Origin of the sequence: Pseudonocardia sp. EV170527-09 (assembly GCF_008369905.1) — a bacterium.
Classification (GTDB): Bacteria; Actinomycetota; Actinomycetes; order Mycobacteriales; family Pseudonocardiaceae; genus Pseudonocardia.
The window spans coordinates 1-712 of record NZ_VRMC01000282.1 but is presented as its reverse complement, the minus strand read 5'-3'; the positions used below and the strand labels follow the sequence as shown (position 1 = coordinate 712).

Below are 712 nucleotides of genomic sequence, written 5' to 3'. Positions count from 1 at the left end.
GGTGCGCCAGTCGCACCCAGCTTGAGCTGCGATTTCCTTCCACGTCGCCCCGGCCGCGCGCAGCGGGGCGAACCTCCTGATATCCATCCATGCCTCCACAGGCAGGATCACGGGCGACCACCCTCCGGGCTCGTCTGCTTGGTGGTTGACAGAGCCCGGAGGGTCGTCCCTCCCTGAGCTGATCTTCGGTCCGACGCGCCGGACCAACGACAAACCAGCTCGTACCTACAGCGACATCAGAGCCCGTACGCGGACACCACGGCGTGACCGGTCACCTCGCGGGGCTCGTCGGCTGGATCGAGGACCGGATCCCCGAGGTCCTGGCCGCGCGCGAGCGCGCCTAGGTGTGATGTCCAGGGAGGTTGGTCAGCCTGGTGACTGGTGGCTGGCCGCCGATGGCGGAGTGAGCGCGGTGGTGATTGTAGAAGTGCAGCCAGCCGGGTAGGGCGTCGTTGCGTTGGCGGGTCGACTCATAGAGTCGGGCGTAGGCCCAGCCGTCGGCCAGGGTCCGATGGAATCTTTCGATCTTGCCATTGGTCTGCGGGCGGTAGGGGCGGGTTCGCTTGTGAGTGATGGCGAGCTCGGCGCAGGCGTCACGCCAGGCGTAGGACTTGTAGGCCGAACCGTTGTCGGACGGGACTGCCCAGACTTCGGTTGACTCCTGACCTGTGAGGACGTCCTCCTCGCTGGAAGGATCGACACCGTGCCCAAG

General features: G+C 66.4%; 1 protein-coding gene. It reads right to left on the bottom strand.

Features of this window, described 5'->3' with window-relative positions; all coding sequences use genetic code 11:
* Positions 1 to 340: 340 nt before the first annotated feature.
* A partial coding sequence (locus tag FVA95_RS29105) for an integrase core domain-containing protein (RefSeq protein WP_240051802.1) occupies positions 341 to 712 on the bottom strand: 372 nt, incomplete at its 5' end.